We start from the raw sequence: 17,618 nt of genomic DNA, 5'->3' as shown, positions 1-17,618 counted from the left end.
GAGGAGTCTTGGGTTCAGACGAGCCGGCCGTCGGTGACCACGGCCTCGCCGTCGATACGGACGGTGCAGCCGCCCATCGGGATGTCCAGGTGCGCCGGGGTCTCGCGGTCGGCGAAGCGGTTGGGACCCGTGGACCACATGAAGTTGCCCGCGGTGGAGCGCAGTTCCTGGCCGTAGAGGCTGCGCGGGTCGTACACGTCGAAGGCCGACCAGCGCGCGGCGGGGAGCAGGCCCCAGCCCATGTGGGAGACGGCGTAGACCTCCGTGTCGTCCCACGCCTCGAAGTAGTCCCGCAGCAGGTGGGCGTCGGCGCCGGAGCCCTCGACCTCGGTGATGAAACCCTTCTCCACGGTGATGGCGACCTCGTCACGGACGTAGCGCTGCCAGGGGATGAGCGCGTCGCCGGGCTGCAGCACGATGCGTCCCTCGGCGGTGCGGTCGTGCGGGAAGCACGCGACGAAGCCGCTCGGCCAGTGGTCCCAGCGGTGCTCCTGGTCGACGTAGCCCCACTGGTGGGTGATGGGCAGGTCGCCGCCGCTGATGTCGGCGGTCAGGTCGGTGCCGGCGGCACTGGTGACGTGCAGGGTGGAGCCGGCCCGGAGCTTGTCGCCGCCGGCCTCGACGGTCGCGCGCAGGTCGGCGTCGCCCATCAGCCGCTCCAGCACGTCGGCGGGCTCGGCGACGAACAGCATCCGCTTGCCGTTGCCGGTGATGCGGGTGCGGACGTCGGAGTGGATCAGTCCACCGACGGTGACGTCGACGACCATGTCGCACTCGGCCGCGGCCGCCAGCAGGGCGGGCACCTCCCGGCCGTCGGGCTCGTACGGCGGGAGCATCGGGTTGGAGAGGCTGGAGGCGGTCAGCACCAGGGCCGAGGCGCCGAGGTCGCGGGCGGCGGCGACGGCGGCCTCGACGTAGTCGGTCTTCTGGCCGAGCTCGGCGATGACGGCCACCTGCTGGTCGGCGGCGACGTGGCACAGACGGAGCTGTTCGACGAAGAGCTCGCGCAGGGTACGGGGCATGACATGGGTCCTTTTCAGGTTCGTGTACGGGTCGAAGGTGTGCCGTGGCGCGCGGAGCGCCTACGGCAGTGAGCGGATGGCGCCCCCGTCGACGGCCAGCGAGGCTCCGGTGGTGAACGAGGAGCGCGGCGAGGCCAGGAAGGCGACCGCGTCGGCGATCTCCTCGGCGGCGGCCCAGCGTCCGAGCGGGATGTCCTGGACGACCTTGTCGATCTCCTCGTCCTCGCTGCTGCCGTGGGCCGCGGACTTGGCGGCGACGATGTCACGCATCCGGTCGGTGCCGGTGGCGCCCGGCATCACCTGGACGACGCGCACCCCGGCGGGGGCGACCTCGGTGGCGAGCTGCTTGGCCAGGGCGGCGATCGCGGAGCGGAACGCGGCGGAGAGCACTCCGCCGGGGGCAGGCTGCCGCACCCAGGTGGAGGTGAGGAAGACGATGCAGCCGCCGCCCTGCTCCGCCATCTGCCGGGCGCCGGCCCGGGCGAGCTGCACCGCGGGGCGCAGCAGCAGGTCGTAGCCGGCCGCCCAGTCCTCGTCGGTGGTGCCGAGGAACGGGCCGAGGCGCGGACCCGCCGTGTTGACGACCAGTACGTCGAGCCGGCCGTGCTCCGCGACGACGTCCGGCACGAACCGGGCCGTGGCCGCCGCGTCGGCCAGGTCCAGCTTCACGGGCAGGACGCGGCCGGGGGCGGCCTCCGGGACGGTGGGGGCGGTGCGGGAGGCAGCCACCGCGGTCGCTCCCTCGGCGGCGAACCGGCGGGCGACCGCCGCGCCGATGCCGCGGCTGGCGGCGGTGACGGCGGCGACTTGGCCGGTGAGGCCGAGATCCATGGGTGTTCCCTCCTGGGTGGTGCCGGTGTTCGGCACAGTGGTCCTGCGTCAGTCGGTCAGGGTGATGGCCTTCTCGGGGCAGTCGGCCAGTGCGGCCCGGGCGGACTCCAGGGCCTCGTCCGGGACGGTTCCGTCGCCCACGACGGCGGCGTAGCCCCACTCGTCGAGCTGGAAGACCGACGGGCATATCTCGGCGCAGGTCCCGTAGGCGTTGCACTTGGTCGCGTCGACTGCGGCTTTCATCTGATGGCTCCTCACTTTCGGTCAGGGCGAGGCCGGGAAGGCCTCGGGGTACTCGGCGACGGCCGAGCGGGCCAGGGTTGCGGCGCCGTCCAGGAAGGCGCACGCGCCGCGGCGGGGCAGGGATTGCCCCCAGCGGGCGAGGCGGTCCCGGTCGTCCGCGGTGCCGGCGCCGTCGGCGAGGCGGGCGAAGGTGTCCCGGATCGCCTTGGTGCCGTTGACGCAGACGCCGCACTGGGCCGCGGACTCGCGGGCGTACCAGGCGGACAGTTCGGCAGCGACCCGCAGCGGCGTGTCGTCCGTGCCGAGCGCGGTGATCGCCCCGCAGCCCAGGCCGCTGCCCACAGCGCGCAGGGTGTCGTAGCAGCAGCCGGTGGCGAGGTGGTCGCGCCGCAGCATGCCGCCGAACCAGCCACCCATCAGCACTCCGTGCACCCCGTCGGCGAGGCCGCCGCCGACCTCGTCGAACAGCTGCCCGACCGTCCGGCCGAGCGGCACCTCGTACACGCCGGGCTCGGCGCAGGCGCCGCTCAGGGTGACCAGGGTGGTGCCCGGCGAGGCGTCGGTGCCCTCGGCGCGGTAGGCGGCGGCGCCGTGCCGGGCGATCCAGGCGGCGTGTGCCAGCGTCTCGACATTGCTGACCAGCGTGGGCCTGCCGTCCACGCCGCTCTCGTGCGGGCGCGGCGGCTTGGCGGTGGGCAGCGCCGGGCCCCCGCTGAGGAAGCGGCACACCGCGCTTTCCTCACCGGCGACGTAGGTGGGTTCCACCGTGCGGATCTCCACGTCGGCGGCGCGGTCGTCGCCGTCCGCCGTGAGCTCGTCCAGCGCCGCGCGGACGGCCTGAACGGTGTCCGGGTGCGAGAGGTAGACGATGGCGCGGTCGGCGCCGACGGTGCGGGCGGCCAGCAGCAGCCCGTCCAGGACGAGGTGCGGGCGGTGGGTGAGCAACCAGCGGTCCTTGGCGGAGGCGGGTTCGCCCTCCTCGCCGTTGGCGACCGCGACGCGGGGGCCCTGACCGGCGGCGACTCCGCGCCACTTGAGGTGGGCGGGGAAGGCGGCGCCTCCGCGACCGCGCAGCCCGGCGGCCTCCAGGGTGTCCAGGAGCACGGTGGGGTCGGCGCCGTGCGGGCCGGGCAGATAGGTGCCGAGGTCGCGTTCGGCGGCCAGGCCCAGAGGGGTGTCCGTACTGCCCGGGACGACCAGCCGGGGCGTGATCGCCGGGTGGGCGGCCGCGCTCAGTGCGGCGCCCGTGCGGGCCAGGGTCGGAGCTGTGGTCATGACGCGGCCCTCCCGGTCGTCGGATCGGGCAGCAGGGCCAGCGCGTCCTCGAGGCCGATGACGTCCCCGTACTTGGCGTCGATGTCGAACAGGCTCGCCTCGTGCGGTCCCGCGGCGCGGTCGCCCACGCACTCGGCGACGACGAAGGCCGGGTAGCCGGCCGCGCAGGCGTCGACGGCGGTGGCGCGGACGCAGCCCGAGGTGGTGGCCCCGGTGACGATCAGGCTGTCGGCGCCGAGGGCGGTCAGCAGGGCGGCCAGCCCGGTGCCGGCGAAGGAGGACGCGGCGCGCTTGACCACGAGGGGCTCGGCTTCGGTGCGGCCGAGCCGCTCGTCGGCCTCGACCCACCGGCTTCCCTCGACCAGGACCTTCATGGCCGGCATCTTGCGCAGCCACAGCGAGCCCTCGACGCCGTCGGCGGCGAACGCGATCGTCGTGAACACCACCGGTGTGCCGGCGGCCCGGGCCCGGTCGAGCAGCGTGCGGGTGGCGGTGACGACCGCGTCCAGGTCGCTGCCGGGCGGGCAGTCGGGGTCGGTGAACCCGTTGATCAGATCGACGACCAGGACGGCCGGCCGGCTTCCGGGGGTGAGCCGGCCGCCGAGGCCGCGTGCCGCGTACAGGTCTCCGACGGCAGCAGGCGTGCTCACAGGTCGTCACCTCCCGCCGGTGCGGCCAGGCCGCGGGCGAGCAGCCCCGAGTCGGCCACCAGCACGGAGCCGGTCACGGCCGCGGTGTCCGCCGCCGAGGCGAGGGTGACGTACAGTCCGGCCAGGTCGTCGCCGGTGGGGATGTGGTGCAGCGGCAGCGCGTCCTCGGTGCCGGGCAGGACCGCGTCGCGCGTTCCCTGCCCGAGAGCGCCGATGCCGGTCATCACGGTGGGCAGGACGCCCGGGGCGACCGCGTTCACCCGCACCTTGGGGGCGAGTTCGTGGGCGAGCTGCTTGACCACGCCCAGCACGGCGTGCTTGGAGGAGGTGTAGAGCACCCCGCCCCCCGCGGCCGCATAGGAGGCGTACGACCCGGTGAGGACGACCCGGCCACGGGTGGCGATCAAATCGTCCAGTGCCGCGCGGAGGTTGACCAGGATCGAACCGACGTTGATGCGCCAGCACTCCTGGAGCGCCTCGCCCAGCTGATCGCCCGGCAGGTCCACCAGGCGCACGTTGTGGTCGTACACGCCCACGCACGAGGTGTAGACGTCGACCGGGCCGAAGTGGCGGTGGGCGGTGTCCACCATGGCCACGGAGGTCTTCCAGTCGGAAGCGTCGCCCGCGACCGTGGTCAGGGTGGCGGGGCGGCCGAGCCGTTCGGCGAGTTCCTCCAGCGGGCCGGCCCGCAGGTCGGCGGCGACCACTCGGGCACCCTCTGCGAGGTAGCGACGGACGACGGCCGAGCCGAGTCCGCCGGCCGCTCCGGTGACCAGGGCGACCTGCCCGTCAAGCCTGCTGCTCATGGCTGTCCTTCGAGTCCTGCGGGGCGGCGCCCTGGGCCTCGGGAAAGACGAGGCTGGGCCAGGCGCCGGGGGCGGCGCGCATCATGTCGGCGTAGAAGGCGTACAGGTTGCGCTGGACGCCCTCCTCGTAGCGGGTCCACTGGACGCGGCCCGGACCAGGCCACTCCTTCACCGGCTCGGAGATGCCGATGCCGGGCTTGCCCATCTCGTAGTTGAGCTGGAAGTCGAGGAGCTCGGCGGCGGTGGAGCGGCCGGTGCGGCCGACGGTGATCCACGGCTCGGTGTCGTCCACCTCGAAGGCGCCGCCCATGGAGAAGGTGCCCAGGCCGGCGCGGTAGGCGCGGTCCTTCTGCTCCGCAGAGAGATTCTTGTAGGCGGCGAACCAGTTCCACACCTCGACCTGCCCGGGGCCGTGCGGCTGCCAGACGCGGAGGGTGAGGATGCCCACTGGCGGGTGGTTCGCGCCGTCCTCGGTCATGGGGAGGGCGAGCAGCGAGAAGTTGGGGAAGACATTGGCGACCATGACCCGGGACCGGCGGGCGACCGACAGCTGTTCGGCGCTGATCCGGCTGGTGTTGAAGGTCTCCACCAGCTCCTCGGGGAAGCCGAAGAACTTCGGGCCGGGCTCGTTCTCGTCCGGGGCCATCGAGAAGGACAGCGAGTGCCCCGGGGAGGCCTGGATGTGATAGCCCATCATGTTCTCCCGGAACGGGACCGGGAAGGCGCCGATCTCCCACACCGAGCGGTGCAGGGTGCCCAGGTGGTAGTCGTCGCCGGAGAAGTTGTCCGCGCCGGACTTCCAGTTGGCGTCGATCACGAACCGCTGCGGCGGGCCGAGCACCTCCATGCCGTGCTCGTTGAGCCCGAAGAGCAGGTCGAGGTACCAGGCCATGCCGCCCAGGTACTCCTTCAGTTCAGGCGCCGTCGCGTCCAGGGTGGCGAACACCAGACCCTGGTAGGACTCGACCTTGGCGGCACTGACCAGGCCGTTGCCCTCCTTCGACATGCCACCGAAGGCGTTGCGCCACAACGGGGCGCCGACCAGGTTGCCCTTGGTGTTGTACGTCCAGCCGTGGTACGGGCAGCGGAAGTGGGAGGTGTTCCCGGAGTCCGAGCGGCACACCTGGACACCGCGGTGCCGGCAGGCGTCGAACAGGACGTTGACGCCGCCCTCTTCGTCGCGGACGACAATGAAGTTGTCCTCGCCGATCTTCCGCAGCACGTAGTCGCCCTTGGCGGGAATCTCGGACTCGTGGGCGAGGAACACCCAGCAGCGTCCGAAGACGTTGCGCAGTTCCTGCCGGTAGAGGTCCGGGTTGCCGAAGATCGTCGCTGGGATGCTGCCCCGGTCGGCGCCCTCGGCGACCGCGTCCAGCAGCCGGCCGGTGTCGGTGTGGCTCGTCATGGTGTGTTCCTCGCTCAGAAGAAGATCGCCAGGTTGTGGGTGCGGATCACGGTCAGGTCGAGCAGGACGTCGCGGCGCAGCAGCATCAGCCGGCCGTCCTCGCGGCGCAGCAGGTCGACGCGCTCGCCGGACAGCAGCTGGGGCACGCTCTGGTCCTGGCGGGTACGGTGCAGCAGCAGGTTGCTGCGCACCTTCACGGTGTCGGGGTCTTCGGTGGCACGGACCCGGACGTTGGTCACGAAGTGCCGGATGCGGGAGGGCGGGTCTTCCGCCCAGGCGTACTGGGTTTCATTGCGGGCGACCCGGCTGCTGAGTGATCCGTAGGTCTCCAGCAGGTGGTAGGTGTCCTCCGCGAAGCCGCGGCCGCGGGCCCGCTCCACCGTCTGCCGCAGCGGCACGGTGTACGTGACGTCACGGCTGACCATGGTCTCGAGCCACTCGCGCTCGCGAAGGTCGTCCAGAAGTTCGGCCTCGGTGTGGATCCAGTCGAGGACTTCCGCGTAGAGCGCGGTGTCCGCCGAGACCCGAGACAGTGTCGAGTCCATCCGTCACACTCCTCCGGGGTGGGTTGAACACACTTTTGCATGCACTTTTGTGTACGGCAAGCCCCGTCCAAAATTCCGTATGCAGCCATTTTCGCCCCTGCGGCGACCTTGTGCAGGGCGCTCGTGCAGGGCGCGCCGAAGCCCCGCCCCGGCCCCTTGCGAGCAGGCCGGGGCGGGCCGCCGGGACCACGGCGACGCCAAGGGCTGTCAGATCAGGCGGGCCGCGAAATACGCCGTGTGCAGGGCGTCGTAGACCCGGCCGGGCGCCACCGCCGAGCCGATGCTCGTGACCGGCAGCCCTGCCTTGCGGACCTCGGCCGCCAGAGAGCGGGGCGACGGCTCCCGGCCGAGGGCGAGCACCACCGCGTCCGCCTCGACGCCCTCCTCGGCACCGTCCGCGCGGCGCACGCGCACGCCCTTGTCCTCGACCGCGACGACCTCGCATCCGGTCCGTACCTCGACGCCCACCTCGGCGAGCCTGCTGGGCAGCACCAGCACGTCGTACTTGACCTCGTCCCCTCTCATCATCCGCTCGCCGCTTTCGAGGACGACGACGGTGGTGCCGGGTAGTTCGGCCAGCCGCAGGGCCGACTCACAGCCCTGGAAGCCGCCACCGACCACGACGACGCGCCGTCCCACCAGGTCCTCGCGCCGGTCCGAGATGTCGCCGGGGCCCAGCACCAGCGCCGCCTCGGCGACCGGGCCGCCGAAGGAGCGCTGCGGCGCCCCGGTCGCGACCACGACCTCGTCGAATCCTTCGGTGACACCGGCGGCGTCTGCGGCGACGGGGCGGACCTCGATCCCCCGCCGGGTCACCTCGTGGACCAGGTGGTCCCGCAGCCCGGCGAGATCCTGCTTCACGGTGGATCCGACGGCGTGGTTCAGCGCCCCGCCCAGCTCACCGGGTTCGAAGAGGACGACCGTGTGCCCGCGGTCGTGCAGGGCCGCCGCGGCGCGCAGCCCGGCCGGTCCGCCCCCGGCGACGGCCACGCGCTTGCGCACCTGGGCCGTGCCGATCGGGAACCGTCCCTCCTCCGCCACCTCGGGATTGACCGTGCAGCCCACACTGCGCTTCTGGTCCAACCCGCGCTCCAGGCAGCCGTCGTTGCAGCGGATGCAGGGCACGATCTCCAGCTGCCGTCCTTCGCGGGCCTTGTTCGTCCAGTCCGGGTCGGCCAGCAAGGCGCGGCCGAGGGAGACGAAGTCGGCGCTGGAGGATCCTAGGATCTCGTCGGCGATCTCGGGCGTGATCAGCGAGCCCGAGGCGATCACCGGTATGGACACCGCGGACTTGATCTTCTCCCAGCCCCAGCGGTGCGGCTGGCGCGGCATGTACCAGGAACTGACCTCCCACTGTTGCAGTGCGTGGTGTCCGCCCGAGGCATGGATCACGTCCACGCCGTGCTGCTCCAGCAGCCGACACAGCTGAACGGTCTCCTCGAGCATGATGCCGTCCGGCTCGTAGTCGGTCACCGAGAGCCGCACGCTCAGCGGGAAGCTGCGCGGCACGTGCGCGCGGACGCTGTCGACGATCTCCAGCAGGATCCGCGCGCGGTTCTCGAAGGAGCCGCCGTAGTCGTCGGTGCGGTCGTTGGTGTGCGGGGACAGGAAGTTGGTGATCATGTAGCCGTGGCCGGCGTGGATCTCCACCAGGTCGAACCGCGCCATGTAAGCGCGCGCCGCCGCCTCGCCGAAGCTGCGCACCACCCCGGCGATCTCCTCGACGGTCATCGGGGCGGGTACGACGCCGAACTGCATCTCGGCCACGTCCCAGGAAGAGGAGGACGCGGACTTCATCGGACTGGTGCCCAGGAAGCGCTGGCGTCCGGCGTGCACCAGCTGCAGGCCGATCGCCGCGCCGGTGGAACGGACCTCGTCGGCGAGCCATCCGAGGCCGGGAACGTGGTCCTGGCGGCTCGCCCCCGGCTGACCGTGGATGGACTTGCTGGCGTCGTCGTCGACGTAGGTGTACTCGACCATCACCAGGCCGGGGCCGCCCTCACCGAGCCGCCGGTAGTGGTTCACCGTGCGCCGGCTGACGGTTCCGTCCGGGTTGCAGGTGGCCGTGGTGTTGGGTGACTTCACGACGCGGTTGCGCAGGGTCAGGTCCCCTATCGCGCCGGTGCGGAACAGGTTGTCGAATGCCATTTTGTGCTGCCTCTTGTTTCGGGTCTGTCGGTTCTGTCGGGCCTGTCGGTTTCTGTTGTGCCGGGGAGTGGGCGAGGCCGTCCGACGAGCGGTCGGAAAGATCAGGAACGTCCGGGCACGAGACTCGCCGTGGCGCAGGCGTCGCAGACCGCCGGGGCGCCCACCGCTGCCTCGCGGTCCATTTCCAGGACCACGTAGGCCTTCTCGCAGCGGTGGCACTCGGCCCAGGTGGCGGCCGGGTCCGCCACCTCGCCGCGCGGGTCGGAGGCATCCGGGGCGACCACCGGGCGCACCTTCACGACGACCGCGTACAGGGCCGAGCTGACCACCAGCGCGACGAGCGGCGCCGCTCCGGTGAGCACCGCCGGCACACCGGGTGCCTCGGCGAGGCAGATGCCGACGGCGGAGGCGAGCACCCAGACGCCGAGCCCCCAGGTGACCCGTGGCAGGCGCAGCGCACGGAATTCCGGTCCGACCGCACGGTCTTCCGGCACCAGTACGTAGTGCGTGAGGGCGATGCCGACCCAGCTGACCAGGAACACGCCCTGCCAGGTCAGCGCGGACTGCAGATAGCTGAAGACGTCGGTCAGCATCAGCAGGAACACCACGCCGGACGTGGCGACGACCAGCAAGGTGCGGCTGAGTCGGACGCCGGTCAGGTCCTTGATGAGCCGCCCCCAGTTCGCGGACGACAAGTAGTAGTTGATGCTGTTGATCCTGGCCTGGGACACCACGATCAGGATCAGCCCGGCGACACCGAGACTCGCGATGATCGCCTGCACCACGCCGGTCTCGGCCGTGGGCTGGTCCGGGATCGCCGCGCGGACCAGGAAGATGCCGGCCACGCCGTTCGCCGCGAAGAGCCAGACGTAGAAGACCCAGCCGAAGGTGACCCTGCGGTGGAAGCCCTCGTCCTCGACCCGGGCGAACCGTGCGAAGTCCACGGTGACCGGCATGCACAGGTAGATGCCCATGTAGAGGATCGCGCCCAGCAGCCAGCCGGGCAGGGCCCGGGCCTCCGGCGGGACGACCCCGCCGAAGGAGAGCCAGTGCGAGCTTCCCGAAAAGCGCACGGCGGCGACCACGACCGCTGCGACGATGCCCACGACGTAGAGCGGCAACAGGACGCCGTTCAGTCGCGCCATCCAGGTCTGCACGCCGCCGAGCATCAGCGGCAGCATGGCGACCACGATGATCGCGTACCAGACACGGATGTCCCAGCCCGGGGTGTAGTGGTCGAACGCGACCGCGAGCGTGCTGCTCTCGAAGACCGCGTAGTAGGTGGTGTTGGCGGCGATGAGCAGTGCGGTGAGCGAGGCGCCGAGCACCCCGAACATCCGGCGCGACAGCAGGGTGCTGTTCAGGCCGCTCCGCCGGCTCCAGCCGGTGAACAGGGCATTGATGAGTGAGTAGGTCACCACCGAGATGCCGATGGCGATCAGCGCGTCGACGGTGCCGTACAGGCTGGCCGCCAGAGCGCCGTAGAACAGCCACACCATCGCGCTGAGCAGGGACCAGAACGACATGGTCAGCTGCCAGCGCCCGACACGAGCGGTCAGCGGGACCAGGTGGTTGCTGTAGTCGTCGGCGCGCTGCTCGGCCACCACGGCGGGGTCGTCGGTGGATCTTGTCCGCAGTGGGGCGGGGGAGACTTCCTGGGCTAGCGACATGGCCGCTCCTGGGGGAAGAGAGTCCGGAGAGTGCACACTAAAGTGCATGCAGAAGTGAATACTTTGCATTGCCCAGGCGCTGCGTCAATGGCTGTGCAGAGGTTTTTCCCGCCCGACATACGACCGTGAGCAGGGCGAAAGCGCACGGTGCGCGGAGTGCGCGTGTGCGAGGAAGCCGCCCGGCGGTTCCGCAGCGAGCGCGGGCCACGCCGGGCTCCGGGGCGGCCACCAGCCCGATGGATCCGGCAGCCACACAGCCATTACGTACGGAAGCGGCGACCCGCGATGAAGATCGACCGCCCGCTCCGGCAGGCGGTCGAGAAGGCGCAGCTCCATGAAGGAGCCGGCACGGCCCCGGGGAGGGGCCGTGGTCAGCCGCGCAGCACGGAAGCGAAGATCCTCGGCAGCGCGGACCAGCGGGGCGCGGCGGCGAAGCCGGTGAGGAGAGGGCCCATGGTGGCGGCCGGTGCGGTCGGCGACGGACGACGGAGGCTTGGGGGACATCGCCGACTCCCCGTGCCGGAGCGATCGGGGCGCCGGGGGGAACAGTCCGCGCACGACGGTGCGCTCGGGTTCGTCCAAGGATCAGGAAGAGCCAGGGGCCGGCCGCGGAGGTGGAGCACAGCCGGTTCCGCGCGACGTAGCGGACCTGGCCTCAGTCGTTCCGCGCCAGCAGCCTCATGCTGAGCATTCGCTGACCCGGGCACGGTGATCAGAGCTGGTGAGCGGTCCGGCGCAGAACCGCAGCGACGGCCCGTGGGAGCTGATCGGCGTCTCATCGGTTCCTCAGCTGTCGAAGTCGACGGTCAGGGTGTCGGAGACGGGGAAGGTCTGGCAGGTCAGCACGTATCCGGCGTCGACCTCGGCAGGTTCCAGGGCGTAGTTGCGCCGCATGTCCGCCTCCCCCAGGAGGACCCGAGCGCGGCAGGTGCCGCAGACGCCGCCCTTGCAGGCGAACGGCAGATCGGGGCGTACGCGGGAGGCCGAGTCGAGGAGGGTGGCCTCGCGGGAGAGGGCCGAGGTGGTGGCGCGGCCGTCCAGAACGACGGTGACCTGGCTGACCGGGCCGTCGGACACGTTCTCCGGCCGGCGCACCGGAGCCACAGGCTCCTCGCCGGCGAAGAAGAGTTCCTGGTGGATACGGTCGTCGGGCACGCCCAGACCGGCGAGGACCTTCTGGGCGTCGAGAACCAGGCCGTGTGGTCCGCACAGCCACCAGTGGTCGGCGGCGGAGGCATCGACCAGGCCGTCGATGAGTGCGGCCAGCCGGTCGGCATCGAGACGGCCGGACAGCAGCTCGGCCTCGCGCGGTTCGCGGGAGAGGACGTGGGCGAGCTGGAAGCGGGCCGGGTAGAGGTCCTTCAGGTCGGCCAATTCGTCGGCGAACATGACCGAGTCGGTGCGCCGGTTGCCGTAGAAGAGGGTGACGCGGAAGCCGTCGTCCGCGGCGAGGACGGACTCGGCGATCGAGATCATCGGTGTGACACCCGAGCCGGCCGCGATGAGCACATGGTGTCCGGGCGTGGACAGATCAGGGGTGAAGGCGCCGGTCGGGGCCATCACCTCGACGGTGTCGCCCGGTCTCACCTCGTTCACCAGCCAGGAGGAGAACAGCCCGCCGGGCACGACGCGTACTCCGATGCGGGGAGGGGTGCCCACCGGGGAGCAGATCGAGTAGGAGCGCCGCTCGTCCCGCCCGTCGACTTCGCGCCGCAGGGTGAGCGACTGCCCGGGTGCGAAGGCGAACTCCTCCGCCAGCTCGGCGGGGATGTCGAAGCTCACCGCCGCGGCGTCGTCGCACAGTCCCTGCACTGCCGCCACCTTCAGGGTGTGGAAGGCCGGGCGGCGGCGCGCCGGCCGCGCCGGCGAGGGGGCGGCGTCGGGAGCCAACACGTCCTTCATCTAGATCTCCTTGACGTACTCGAACGGTTCCTGGCACGCGCGGCAGCGCCACAGCGCCTTGCAGGAGGTGGCGCCGAAGCGGGAGGTCTCCTCCGTGTCAGTGGCGCCGCAGCGCGGGCAGGGCACCGCTCGGCGAGTGGCGGACAGGTCCAGCGGCACGGGGCCCGGCGCCGGACGCGCTGCCGGGCCGGGCGGTGCGATGCCGTGTTCGGCGAGCTTGAGGCGGCCCTCCGCGGTGATCCAGTCTGTGGTCCACGGCGGGTCCAGGACGGTGCGCACCTGCACGCGTTCGTATCCGGCGTCCTTCAGTCGTGCCGCCACGCCGGCCCGCATCTCGGACATGGCGGGGCAGCCGGAATAGGTCGGCGTGAGCGCGGCGACGACCGTGCCGTCGGCGGCCACCGTCACGTCTCGCAGCACCCCGAGGTCGGCGAGTGTGAGCATGGGCAGTTCGGGGTCGGGCACCTGCTCGGCGATGCGCCGGGCGCGCCGGGCCTCCGTCAGCGCGGTCACCATGTCGCCTCCGGGTGGGCACGGGCGACGCTCTGCAGCTCAGCCAGCAGCGGGGCGAGGTGCTCGGTGTGGTCACCTGCGCGACCGGAGCCGGCCGTCCGCGTCGATACGTCCGGCAGGGGCAGGCCCGCCGCCTCGGCGACCTGCCGCAGTACCGCGAGGACCTCGGTCCGTTCCCCATGGGCCTCGAACAACTCGCCCAGATGGGCAGCCACCTGGTCGAGGCCGGCGCGCATTCTGCGGTGGGACTCCTCGGTGCCGTCACCGAGCCGGACGACCCACTCGGCCGCGTACTGGCGGTGGTAGGTCAGTTCCTTCACGCCCTTGGCAGCAATGGCGGCGAGCACCGGGTCGGCCGAGGTCGCGAGCCGCTCGAAGTGGGCGAGGCGCCAGCTGGCGAACACCAGCAGCCGTGCGACGCTGAACGCGAAGTCGCCGTTGGGCAGCTCTGTCAGACGCACACTGCGGAACTCGTCCGGGTCACGGAAGTAGGCATAGGCGTCCTCGCCGCGCCCCGTACCGTCGACCTGGCCGCAGCGGGCATAGAGGAGGCGGGCCTGGCCGAGCAGGTCGAGGCCGATGTTCGCCAGTGCCACCTCCTCCTCCAGCTCGGGGGCGCGGGTGGTCCACTCGGCCAGGCGCTGCGCACTGACCAGCGCGTCATCGGCCAACGCCAGGCAGAGGTCTGCCAGTTGGTGCCGGTCGACGCCGTCCGGCACTGCGGTGCTCACGCCGTGCAGGGGATCCTCGAAGCCGGTGCCGTAGGCCCAGCGGGCGTCGTCCTCGTGTCCCTCGGCGAGGGTCATGTAGACGTGGTCGTCACTCATGCCCTGCTCCTAGATGTGGGGGACGTCGTCGGGGATGTCGTAGAAGGTCGGATGCCGGTACACCTTGTCGGCGCTGGGCGCGAAGAAGGGATCCTTCTCGTCGCGGGTGGACGCGGCGATGTTCTCGGAGCGCACCACCCAGATGCTCACGCCCTCGTTGCGCCGCGTGTACAGATCGCGGGCATGGGTGAGCGCCATCGCGTCGTCGGCGGCATGCAGTGAGCCGACATGGACGTGGTTGAGTCCCCGCTTGCCGCGCACGAACACCTCGTACAGGGGCCAGCCGTGCTTCTCGGAGGTCATGCCGCCGCTCCCTTGTTCGCGCGGTTCGCCTGCTTGGCAGCGTGCACACCGGCCGCCTCGCGCACCCAGGCACCTTCTTCATGAGCGACTCGGCGCCGCTCGAGCCGCTCCGTGTTGCAGGGGCCGTCGCCCTTGATGACACGCATCAGCTCGTCCCAGTCCGGCGTGCCGAAGTCGTGGTGCCCGCGCTCCTCGTTCCAGCGCAGTTCCGGGTCGGGCAGGGTGACGCCGAGCTTCTCGGCCTGCGGGACCGTCATGTCCACGAACCGCTGGCGCAGCTCGTCGTTGCTGTGCCGCTTGATCTTCCAGGCCATCGACTGCGCGGAATTGGGCGATGCGTCGTCCGGCGGGCCGAACATCATCAGCGACGGCCACCACCAGCGGTTCACGGCGTCCTGCACCATCTCCCGCTGTGCCTCGGTGCCGCGCATCATCGTCATCAGCAGCTCGTAGCCCTGCCGCTGGTGGAACGACTCCTCCTTGCAGATCCGCACCATGGCGCGCGCGTACGGCCCGTAGGAGGAGCGGCACAGCGGCACCTGGTTGCAGATCGCCGCGCCGTCCACGAACCAACCGATCACCCCCACGTCGGCGAAGCTCAGCGTCGGGTAGTTGAAAATTGACGAGTACTTCTGGCGCCCCTCGAGCAGTCGCCCGGTGAGGTCCGCGCGGTCGGCGCCGAGGGTCTCGGCGGCGGAGTACAGGTACAGGCCGTGGCCGGCCTCGTCCTGCACCTTGGCGAACAGGATCGCCTTGCGACGGAGCGACGGCGCACGCGTGATCCACTCGCCCTCCGGCTGCATGCCGATGATCTCGGAGTGCGCATGCTGCGCCACCTGCCGGACGAGCGTCTTCCGGTAGCCGTCCGGCATCCAGTCACGGGGCTCGATCCGCTGGTCCCGCGCGATCGTCGACTCGAAGTGCTCTTGAAGCGCGGGTGGAACATCGAGTGCGGCCGACGAGCCGGCCTGCTGTTCAGTCATCCGTATCCCCAATCCCTACCGACCGTTCGTTCGGTCGATGATATGGCGAGGTCCCCGGGTTCCGGCAAGAGCCGGAGTGGGGTCAGTTCCCGTTGAAGGAAGGTGCCCGGCCGTCGAGGAAGGCGCGGACAGCAGCGTGGTGGTCCTTCGTCCGACCGAGCCGCTCCTGCGCCCCGGCCTCCGCCTCCGGCAAGGCGGCCGGGTCGCCGCCGGCGGCAGCTCGCAGCAACGCCTTGACCTCGGCGTACGCGAGGGTGGGCCCGTCGGCCAGGTGCCGTGCGAGGTCGAGGCCCCGCTCCGTGGCCGAGCCGTCCGGTACGACACGGTGGAGCAGGCCCCACCGCTCGGCCTCCTCGGCGCCGAACCGGTCGCCGAGGAGCATCAGGGCTGCGGCCCGTGAAGGCCCGACGGCCTGCGCGAGCGTGCCGCTCAGCCCGCTGTCGGCTGCCAGGCCGATGCCGGTGAAGGCGGTGGCGAAGCGGGCGCCCCGAGCGGCCACTCGCAGGTCGGCGCACAATGCCAGGCCGAGGCCCGCGCCGACACAGGCGCCCTCGATGGCCGCCACCACCGGTTGCGGCAGCGCGCGTATCTGCGTGACCAGTGGGTTGTACTCGTCGCGCACGATGGAGAACGCCGACTCGGGGCGGGTCTCCAGGGCGTGGGCGTGCTCCTTGAGGTCCTGTCCGACGCAGAAGTGCCTGCCCTGCGCGGCCAGCAGAACCGCGCGCACTTGTTCACCGTCGGCGCGCACCTGCCGCAGGGCGTCCAGCAGCCCCTTGCGAATGGACGCGTCGAGGGCATTGCCCGCGGAGGGCCGACGCAGTTCGATGACGGCGACGCCGTCCCGCAGGGCGTATCCGACGGTGCGTTCGCCGGCCTGCGCCGTACCGGTCACCGCCATGCGTAGAACCCCTGTCCGGTCTTGCGGCCGAGTTCGCCTTGGGCGACCTTCTCGCGCAGCAGCCGCGGCGGAGCGAACCGTTCGCCCAGCGTGGCGTGGAGGTGCTCCGCAATGGCCAGGCGTACGTCCAAACCGACCAGATCGGTCAGGCGGAGGGGGCCCATCGGGTGCTTGTAACCGAGTCGCATGGCGTCATCGATGGCCTCGGGTTCCGCCACTCCGTCCTCGACCATGCGGATGGCCTCCAGCCCGAGAGCGAGGCCGAGCCGGCTGCTGGCGAAGCCGGGCGAGTCATGGACGACGACGTCCTTCTTGCCGAGGCAGCGCGTCCACCGCAGGGCAGCCTCGACCGTGGCGGCGTCTGTGGCCGGTGCCAGCACGATCTCGACCAGGTCCGACACGGGTACCGGGTTGAAGAAGTGCATGCCCAGGAAGCGGCCGGGCCGGGTGAGGACGGCGGCCAGCTCGGTGACGGAGAGAGAGCTGGTGTTGCTCGCCAGGACCGTCGTAGCGTTCACCGCCTGTTCGGCGGCGGCGACAACACCGGCCTTGAGCGCGGAGTCCTCGGGAACGGCCTCCACGACCAGGTCTGCCTCGCTGGGCAGCGCGTCCACCGACTCCACGGTGGACACCCGCGCCAGAATCTCGTCCGGTGATGCGGTGAGCCGGTCGCGCTCGGCGGCCCTCTTCAGCCCGTCGGCCACCCGGTCCAGGGCCGCGGCCGCAGCCGCAGCGCCGCTCTCGACCACGGTGACGACGGAACCGGCGGTCGCATAGGACTGAGCGATACCGGCGCCCATGCGGCCGCCACCGATCACCCCGACCACGGCCGGCGCGGATGCGTTGGTTGTCATGCTCGGCTCCTCTTCTGCAGGAAGCGGATCATGCGATCCTTCTTGTCTTCGCCCTCGAACAGCACTGCCTGGGCCAGGTCGTCGGCGACCGGATGGGCGCCGGGCGAGTCGACGACGAGCTTGGTCAGGCGCAGGGCCACGGCAGAGGACCGCGCCATGCGGTCGAGCAGGGCATGCGCCTCGTCGAGCAGCTTCTCGGCCGGTACGACGTCGATGACGAGCCCGGTCGCCAGGGCCGCCCGTGCGTCGAGGTTCCGCCCGGCGAGCAGCACCTGCTTGGCGACCGACTCGCCGACCAGCTCCGGCAGCCGCCAGCATGCGCCGGCGGCGGCGAGAATGCCGAGTGCCGGCTCCGGGTTGCCGAACACGGCGTCGGGTCCGGCGATGCGCAGGTCGCATGCGTAGGCCAGTTCGGCGCCGCCGCCCAGGGCCCAGCCGTCGACCGCGGCGACGGTCGGCATCGGAAGCCGCCGCACCCGCTCGAACAGGCGACTGTTGATGCCCTGCAGTGCTTCGTCCCGGCCGCGCCTGAGCAGTTCGGAGATGTCGGCGCCGCCCGCGAAGACGCGGCCATGTCCGGTGAGCAGCAGCAGTTTCGGCCGACGCTCCAGCTCGTCACAGACGCCGTGCAACTCGGCGATCATCCTGCCGCTGATGGCGTTGCGGGCGTCGGGCCGGTTCAGCGTGACCATCACCCGGTCGTCGCGCTCCTCGACCAGGAGGGTCTCCCATGTCATGGC

General features: G+C 71.4%; 18 protein-coding genes. All 18 read right to left on the bottom strand.

What is annotated here, in order from left to right; all coding sequences use genetic code 11:
* Positions 1-14: 14 nt before the first annotated feature.
* A complete protein-coding gene (locus tag SRB17_RS08915) occupies positions 15-1,022 on the bottom strand; it encodes a hypothetical protein (RefSeq protein WP_153536537.1) in 1,008 nt (335 codons plus the stop codon).
* A gap of 60 nt (positions 1,023-1,082) precedes the next feature.
* Positions 1,083-1,853, bottom strand: a complete 771-nt coding sequence (locus tag SRB17_RS08910) for an SDR family oxidoreductase (protein WP_153536535.1) — start codon at positions 1,851-1,853, stop codon at positions 1,083-1,085.
* 48 nt (positions 1,854-1,901) lie between these two features.
* On the bottom strand, positions 1,902-2,096 hold the full coding sequence (locus SRB17_RS08905; RefSeq protein ID WP_153536533.1) for a ferredoxin: 195 nt from the start codon (positions 2,094-2,096) through the stop codon (positions 1,902-1,904).
* Between the two features lie 21 nt (positions 2,097-2,117).
* A complete protein-coding gene (locus SRB17_RS08900; protein ID WP_153536531.1) occupies positions 2,118-3,371 on the bottom strand; it encodes an NADH-ubiquinone oxidoreductase-F iron-sulfur binding region domain-containing protein in 1,254 nt (417 codons plus the stop codon).
* On the bottom strand, positions 3,368-4,021 hold the full coding sequence (locus SRB17_RS08895) for an isochorismatase family protein (protein ID WP_323375203.1): 654 nt from the start codon (positions 4,019-4,021) through the stop codon (positions 3,368-3,370). The genes SRB17_RS08900 and SRB17_RS08895 overlap by 4 nt, the downstream gene beginning before the upstream one ends.
* Complete coding sequence (locus SRB17_RS08890) at positions 4,018-4,827, bottom strand: SDR family oxidoreductase (protein WP_153536529.1); 810 nt, start codon at positions 4,825-4,827, stop codon at positions 4,018-4,020. Before SRB17_RS08890 ends, SRB17_RS08895 begins: the two co-directional genes overlap by 4 nt.
* Positions 4,811-6,232, bottom strand: coding sequence for an aromatic ring-hydroxylating oxygenase subunit alpha (locus SRB17_RS08885; protein WP_153536527.1), 1,422 nt, complete (start codon positions 6,230-6,232; stop codon positions 4,811-4,813). The genes SRB17_RS08890 and SRB17_RS08885 overlap by 17 nt, the downstream gene beginning before the upstream one ends.
* A gap of 14 nt (positions 6,233-6,246) precedes the next feature.
* On the bottom strand, positions 6,247-6,777 hold the full coding sequence (locus SRB17_RS08880; protein ID WP_153536525.1) for a 3-phenylpropionate/cinnamic acid dioxygenase subunit beta: 531 nt from the start codon (positions 6,775-6,777) through the stop codon (positions 6,247-6,249).
* A 207-nt stretch (positions 6,778-6,984) separates the two neighbouring features.
* Positions 6,985-8,925 carry an FAD-dependent oxidoreductase gene (locus tag SRB17_RS08875; protein ID WP_153536523.1) on the bottom strand — a complete coding sequence of 647 codons (1,941 nt, stop codon included), beginning with the start codon at positions 8,923-8,925 and terminating at the stop codon, positions 6,985-6,987.
* Positions 8,926-9,026: 101 nt separating this feature from the next.
* Complete coding sequence (locus tag SRB17_RS08870; RefSeq protein ID WP_153536521.1) at positions 9,027-10,595, bottom strand: purine-cytosine permease family protein; 1,569 nt, start codon at positions 10,593-10,595, stop codon at positions 9,027-9,029.
* A gap of 786 nt (positions 10,596-11,381) precedes the next feature.
* Positions 11,382-12,497 carry a 1,2-phenylacetyl-CoA epoxidase subunit PaaE gene (gene paaE, locus SRB17_RS08865; RefSeq protein ID WP_153536519.1) on the bottom strand — a complete coding sequence of 372 codons (1,116 nt, stop codon included), beginning with the start codon at positions 12,495-12,497 and terminating at the stop codon, positions 11,382-11,384.
* Positions 12,498-13,013: a 1,2-phenylacetyl-CoA epoxidase subunit PaaD gene (gene paaD / locus SRB17_RS08860; protein ID WP_153536517.1), complete on the bottom strand. Its 516-nt coding sequence runs from the start codon at positions 13,011-13,013 to the stop codon at positions 12,498-12,500.
* On the bottom strand, positions 13,007-13,837 hold the full coding sequence (paaC, locus tag SRB17_RS08855; protein WP_153536515.1) for a 1,2-phenylacetyl-CoA epoxidase subunit PaaC: 831 nt from the start codon (positions 13,835-13,837) through the stop codon (positions 13,007-13,009). Before paaC ends, paaD begins: the two co-directional genes overlap by 7 nt.
* A 9-nt stretch (positions 13,838-13,846) precedes the next feature.
* Positions 13,847-14,140 carry a 1,2-phenylacetyl-CoA epoxidase subunit PaaB gene (paaB, locus tag SRB17_RS08850; protein ID WP_153536513.1) on the bottom strand — a complete coding sequence of 98 codons (294 nt, stop codon included), beginning with the start codon at positions 14,138-14,140 and terminating at the stop codon, positions 13,847-13,849.
* A complete protein-coding gene (gene paaA, locus SRB17_RS08845) occupies positions 14,137-15,123 on the bottom strand; it encodes a 1,2-phenylacetyl-CoA epoxidase subunit PaaA (protein WP_153536511.1) in 987 nt (328 codons plus the stop codon). Before paaA ends, paaB begins: the two co-directional genes overlap by 4 nt.
* 82 nt (positions 15,124-15,205) lie before the next feature.
* Positions 15,206-16,024, bottom strand: coding sequence for an enoyl-CoA hydratase/isomerase family protein (locus tag SRB17_RS08840; protein ID WP_153536509.1), 819 nt, complete (start codon positions 16,022-16,024; stop codon positions 15,206-15,208).
* Entirely contained in the window at positions 16,015-16,878 is an 864-nt protein-coding gene (locus SRB17_RS08835; protein ID WP_153536507.1) for a 3-hydroxyacyl-CoA dehydrogenase family protein, read from the bottom strand. The genes SRB17_RS08840 and SRB17_RS08835 overlap by 10 nt, the downstream gene beginning before the upstream one ends.
* The gene (locus tag SRB17_RS08830) at positions 16,875-17,615 is read right to left on the bottom strand and encodes an enoyl-CoA hydratase/isomerase family protein (protein ID WP_153536505.1); all 741 of its coding nucleotides are present in this window, start codon (positions 17,613-17,615) and stop codon (positions 16,875-16,877) included. Before SRB17_RS08830 ends, SRB17_RS08835 begins: the two co-directional genes overlap by 4 nt.
* Between the last annotated feature and the right edge of the window lie 3 nt (positions 17,616-17,618).

Origin of the sequence: Streptomyces sp. RB17, assembly GCF_009604455.1 — a bacterium.
GTDB lineage: Bacteria > Actinomycetota > Actinomycetes > Streptomycetales > Streptomycetaceae > Streptomyces.
The sequence above is the reverse complement of the archived record's forward strand: the minus strand, read 5'-3'. Positions and strand labels throughout refer to the sequence as shown.

Excerpts from the sequence above, each read along its gene's own strand:
- SRB17_RS08875 (WP_153536523.1), bottom strand. The coding sequence starts at position 8,925 with ATGGCATTCGACAACCTGTTCCGCACCGGCGCGATAGGGGACCTGACC.
- SRB17_RS08915 (WP_153536537.1), bottom strand. The coding sequence starts at position 1,022 with ATGCCCCGTACCCTGCGCGAGCTCTTCGTCGAACAGCTCCGTCTGTGC.
- paaC (WP_153536515.1), bottom strand. The coding sequence starts at position 13,837 with ATGAGTGACGACCACGTCTACATGACCCTCGCCGAGGGACACGAGGAC.
- SRB17_RS08880 (WP_153536525.1), bottom strand. The coding sequence starts at position 6,777 with ATGGACTCGACACTGTCTCGGGTCTCGGCGGACACCGCGCTCTACGCG.
- paaE (WP_153536519.1), bottom strand. The coding sequence starts at position 12,497 with ATGAAGGACGTGTTGGCTCCCGACGCCGCCCCCTCGCCGGCGCGGCCG.
- SRB17_RS08835 (WP_153536507.1), bottom strand. The coding sequence starts at position 16,878 with ATGACAACCAACGCATCCGCGCCGGCCGTGGTCGGGGTGATCGGTGGC.
- paaB (WP_153536513.1), bottom strand. The coding sequence starts at position 14,140 with ATGACCTCCGAGAAGCACGGCTGGCCCCTGTACGAGGTGTTCGTGCGC.
- SRB17_RS08900 (WP_153536531.1), bottom strand. The coding sequence starts at position 3,371 with ATGACCACAGCTCCGACCCTGGCCCGCACGGGCGCCGCACTGAGCGCG.
- SRB17_RS08905 (WP_153536533.1), bottom strand. The coding sequence starts at position 2,096 with ATGAAAGCCGCAGTCGACGCGACCAAGTGCAACGCCTACGGGACCTGC.
- paaA (WP_153536511.1), bottom strand. The coding sequence starts at position 15,123 with ATGACTGAACAGCAGGCCGGCTCGTCGGCCGCACTCGATGTTCCACCC.
- SRB17_RS08910 (WP_153536535.1), bottom strand. The coding sequence starts at position 1,853 with ATGGATCTCGGCCTCACCGGCCAAGTCGCCGCCGTCACCGCCGCCAGC.
- SRB17_RS08870 (WP_153536521.1), bottom strand. The coding sequence starts at position 10,595 with ATGTCGCTAGCCCAGGAAGTCTCCCCCGCCCCACTGCGGACAAGATCC.
- SRB17_RS08890 (WP_153536529.1), bottom strand. The coding sequence starts at position 4,827 with ATGAGCAGCAGGCTTGACGGGCAGGTCGCCCTGGTCACCGGAGCGGCC.
- SRB17_RS08885 (WP_153536527.1), bottom strand. The coding sequence starts at position 6,232 with ATGACGAGCCACACCGACACCGGCCGGCTGCTGGACGCGGTCGCCGAG.
- SRB17_RS08830 (WP_153536505.1), bottom strand. The coding sequence starts at position 17,615 with ATGACATGGGAGACCCTCCTGGTCGAGGAGCGCGACGACCGGGTGATG.
- SRB17_RS08840 (WP_153536509.1), bottom strand. The coding sequence starts at position 16,024 with ATGGCGGTGACCGGTACGGCGCAGGCCGGCGAACGCACCGTCGGATAC.
- paaD (WP_153536517.1), bottom strand. The coding sequence starts at position 13,013 with ATGGTGACCGCGCTGACGGAGGCCCGGCGCGCCCGGCGCATCGCCGAG.